4 protein-coding genes and 1 pseudogene are annotated in these 4111 nt (G+C 70.4%); 1 reads left to right on the top strand and 4 read right to left on the bottom strand.

Going from position 1 to position 4111, the window contains the following annotated elements; translation table 11 throughout:
• The 4 genes and pseudogenes from AC04L7_RS13645 to AC04L7_RS13630 all read right to left on the bottom strand — a co-directional run.
• Positions 1–251: pseudogene (locus tag AC04L7_RS13645) on the bottom strand (LPS-assembly protein LptD); the annotation flags it as partial.
• A gap of 125 nt (positions 252–376) precedes the next feature.
• Positions 377–1285, bottom strand: coding sequence for a histone deacetylase family protein (locus AC04L7_RS13640; protein ID WP_435997125.1), 909 nt, complete (start codon positions 1283–1285; stop codon positions 377–379).
• A 266-nt stretch (positions 1286–1551) separates the two neighbouring features.
• Positions 1552–2109 carry a cob(I)yrinic acid a,c-diamide adenosyltransferase gene (locus tag AC04L7_RS13635; RefSeq protein ID WP_475513207.1) on the bottom strand — a complete coding sequence of 186 codons (558 nt, stop codon included), beginning with the start codon at positions 2107–2109 and terminating at the stop codon, positions 1552–1554.
• 17 nt (positions 2110–2126) lie between these two features.
• Positions 2127–2729, bottom strand: coding sequence for a hypothetical protein (locus AC04L7_RS13630; RefSeq protein ID WP_299340887.1), 603 nt, complete (start codon positions 2727–2729; stop codon positions 2127–2129).
• A 97-nt stretch (positions 2730–2826) separates the two neighbouring features.
• Between AC04L7_RS13630 and ubiH the strand changes: the two genes are divergently transcribed.
• On the top strand, positions 2827–4111 hold a 1285-nt coding region (gene ubiH, locus AC04L7_RS13625), incomplete at its 3' end, for a 2-octaprenyl-6-methoxyphenyl hydroxylase (protein WP_475513206.1).

Genomic DNA, 4111 nt, shown 5'->3' with positions numbered 1-4111 from the left:
TTGCCCTGGTACTCGAGGTTGGCCTCGGTACCTCCCAGCTGGTCGCCTTCGATCGAGGTCGGCTGATCTGCCCGCTGCTCGCGCGTGAGCTGGGGGTTGTCGGCCGACGGGGGCGCCGCGCCGCCGAATGCCGGGATGACATCCTGGATCGGGCACAGCGCCCAGCTTTCGGGCTTCTCATCGTCGGCCATCGCCGGCAGGCACAGGGCGATGCTGAAGGGCAACGGTAGCAGGCGAAGGGCGGTGCGCACGCGGTGCAAGGCTCGCTGTCGGACGAAAAACGGCCGTTAGCTTGCCCCATCCCATGCATGCGGGCAATGAAGGCCTCCGGCCGGTGTCGGTCGAGGTTCAGCGATTGGCCGGACTGCCGTGGCGATCAGCGCAGCGCGTCCACGTGGGCCTTGGCGCAGTCGCTCAACGCCTCCAGGTCGTAGCCCCCTTCGAGCATGGACACCACGCGTCCGGCGGCATGCCGGTCGGCCAGGTCGCGCAGCTGCCGGGTCAGCCAGCCGAAGTCGTCGGTTTCGAGCATCAGGTCGGCCAGCGGATCGCGCATGTGGGCATCGAATCCGGCCGAGATCAGCAGCAGTTGCGGCTTGAAGTCGTCGAGCGCCGGCAGCAGTTCGTCGGCCCAGGTGTTCTGGAAGCGGAACCCGCCGCTGCCGGGTGGCAGCAGCGCGTTGAAGACGTTGCCGACCCCCCGTTCGTACGGTGCGCCGCTGTGCGGATAAATGCCCGACTCGTGGCTACTGAAGTAGGCCACGCGGGGTTCGTCGTAGAAGATGGCCTGCGTGCCGTTGCCGTGGTGCACGTCGAAGTCGATCACCGCGACGCGCTCAAGTCCGTGCCTGTCGCAGGCATGCGCCGCCGCGACGGCGATGTTGTTGAACAGGCAGAACCCCATCGCGGCCGTGCCGGTCGCATGGTGGCCGGGCGGCCGGACCGCGCAGAAGACGGTCCGGTCCTCGCCGTTCATCACGGCATCCACGCCTGCCACGCCGGCACCGGCGGCCCGCAACGCCGCGGCGCGCGAGGCTGGGGACATCACCGTGTCCGGGTCCAGCATGCGGTAGCCGGACACGTCTGCCTCCAGCACCTCCCGCACCAGCGCTTCGTCGTGCACGCGCCGCAGGTCCCCGAGCTTGGCGATCGGCGCCTCCCGCCAGTCGGCATCGGCGTGGTGCCGGCGCAGCGCATCCAGCACGACTTCCAGCCGGGCGGGCCGCTCCGGATGTTCCGGTCCGGGGTCATGGAGCAGGCAGGCGGGATGGGTGTAGATGATCACGGTGCCGGCATTGTCCGGGTTCGGGAAGTGGCGCAGACGGTCCCACGCGGTGGGGAGTCAGCGCCATTCTAAGCGCGGCCCTGTGGCGGCTGGCATTCGACCTTTCGGGGGCGGCGTGACGTGGCGTCCGCCGTCCGGGTCGCCGATGCTCTGTGCGAGCGCCTTAGGGTGCGATGCCCTGCCGGCGGGTCACCCCGACGCATCGCGGGCAGGGCCCGCTCCTACCATGCTGCGGAGATCGGTGGGACCGCCCCGCGCTCAACGGCTCAGGCGTGGCGCCGCTCGTGTTTCCACAGCACTTCGCCGTGTCCGTCGGCGCGGGCCAGCACGCGGGCCAGCACGAACAGCAGGTCGGACAACCGGTTGAGATAGCGGATCGCTTCCGGGCGCACGGCGTCGTGACGGGCCAGCGTGACGGTTTCGCGCTCGGCCCGGCGCACGATGGTGCGGGCCAGATGGCAACGCGAGGCCGCTTCGCCCCCTGCCGGCAGGATGAAGTCCTTCAGCGGCGGCAGGTCGTCGTTGTACTGGTCCAGTTGCTTTTCCAGCGCATCGACATCGTCACCGGTGATCGCCGCGTGGCCGGGAATGCAGWGCTCGCCGCCCAGATCGAACAACTGGTGCTGCACGGTGGTCAACAGCGCGCGGATGTCGTCCGGCACGCTCGCCACCGCCAGCAGCACGCCGATGGCCGAATTGGCTTCGTCCACCGTGCCGTAGGCCGTGACGCGGGCGGAGTCCTTGCCCACGCGCGTGCCGTCGCCCAGGCCGGTGCTGCCGTCGTCGCCGGTGCGCGTGTAGATCTTCGAGAGGCGGTTGCCCATCGGCGCCCCGGGCCCGCTCAGCCGGCCGCGCGGCCGTGCGGCCGGGCCAAGCGCACCACCTGTCCGGCCAGTACGTGCACGATGACGGCCAGGCCCACGTAGATCGCGGCCACGCGCAGGTACGGCAGGTACCAGTCGCTGAAATTCTTCCACCAGCCGGCGACGGTGGGCTCGCTCACGACCGGGCTGAGCCAGTAGAAGCTGCCCTGGCTCAGCAGGTGGCAGACGGTGACCGAAGCCAGCAGCGTGCCGACCAGCAGTGCCAGCGTGCGGCCGTGGTTAGCGGTCTGGTAACGGCGAAGCAGCGCGCCACCCGCCCACATCGCACCGTAGGCCGGCACCAGGAACCAGTACGCCGGCGAAACGCAGTAATGCGTCCAGAAATTGATGCCCTGGCCGCTGATGACGATGTAGTCCACCGCCACGGCAGCCGCCATGAACAGCGGGAAAGCCCAGCGCGACCAGGTGCGCAGGTAATAGCCACCGATGAAGAAGGCCGCCCAGCTCGCGTCGGGCAACGGACCGATGTGACCGAAGGTCGTCGGCAGGTGCAGGCGGGTGAGGACCAGCAGGGCAGCGACCAGCATCAGCACGAGGGCGCGTTGGGAAGAGATATTCATCGGCACGGTTCCGGAGACTCAGCCCCGCATTCTACCGGAGCCTGCGCGTCGCATGCCCACGGACGGAGCGTGGGAGGCGGGGCGCTATCATGGCCCCATGAAAGAACGGCATGACGTGGTGATCGTGGGCGGGGGGCTGGTCGGCGCCAGCCTGGCCATCGCCCTGGACCGGCAGGGACGGGACGTCGCACTGGTGGAAGCCACGCCGGCCGGGCAGATGCCCGCGGTGTTCGACCAGCGCAATCTCAGTCTCGCCACTGCGACGGTCAATGCGCTCACCGCGCTGGGCGTCATGCAGCAGTTGCGCACGCCCACCGGACCGATCCGGCGCATCCATGTCAGCCGGCAGGGCGACTTCGGGCGCGTGAAGCTGGAGGCCGGGGACTACGGGCGCGAGGCTTTCGGCCAGGTCGTCGTGGCGCGCGAGTTCGGCGACGCGCTGGAGTCCAGCCTGGGCGGCCTGTCCCGGTTGACGCGCTACCGCCCTGCGCGCTTCGTGGGATTCGCGCCCGGCGAAGCGGAGCATCGCGCGCTGCGGGTCGCAGATGCGGACGGCGAGCGCACGTTGCACGCCCGCCTGGTGGTCGCTGCCGACGGGACCCGCAGTGCGGTGCGCGAGGCCCTCGGCATCGGTACGGATGAACACGACTACGGCCAGACGCTGTTCGTCGCCCGCGTGCGCGCCACGCAGGCGCCGGACGGAACCGCCTTCGAACGCCTCGGCGACGAGGGCCCCACGGCACTCCTGCCCCGTGGCGACCGTCACTGGGGCGTGGTGCACGGCGTGGCGCGGGAAGACGCCGACGACGTCGCCGCGCTGGATGACGCCGCCTGGCTGGCGCGGCTGCAGCGCGCGATCGGCTGGCGTATCGGCCGGCTGACCGCGAGCGGTGAGCGCAGCATGTATCCGATCGTCCGCGTGGTCGCGCAACGGCTGACCGCCGAGCGCGCGGTGGTGCTCGGGAATGCCGCGCAGACGATCCATCCCGTCGGCGCGCAGGGCTTCAATCTGGGCCTGCGCGATGCCCTCACGCTGGCCGAAGAGATCGCCCGCCGTGACGATCCGGGCGATACCGCCAGCCTGGCTGCCTACGCCGCGCGCCGGCAGGAAGACCGCGACCGCACGCTGGCGTTCTCCGACGGCCTGGCACGGCTTACCGCCAATCCATCGCCGCTGCTGAAGCCGCTGCGCAGCCTGGGCCTGGTGGCGGTGGATGCGCAGCCTTCGCTGCAGTCGTTCCTGGTGGGTGGAGCGATGGGCTTCCGGGGCGACGTGCCGGTGAAGCCGCTGCGCAGCCTGGGCCTGGTGGCGGTGGATGCGCAGCCTTCGCTGCAGTCGTTCCTGGTGGGTGGAGCGATGGGCTTCCGGGGCGACGTGCCGG

This window comes from Pseudoxanthomonas sp. LjRoot204_2, assembly GCF_056175765.1.
The sequence above is the reverse complement of the archived record's forward strand: the minus strand, read 5'-3'. Positions and strand labels throughout refer to the sequence as shown.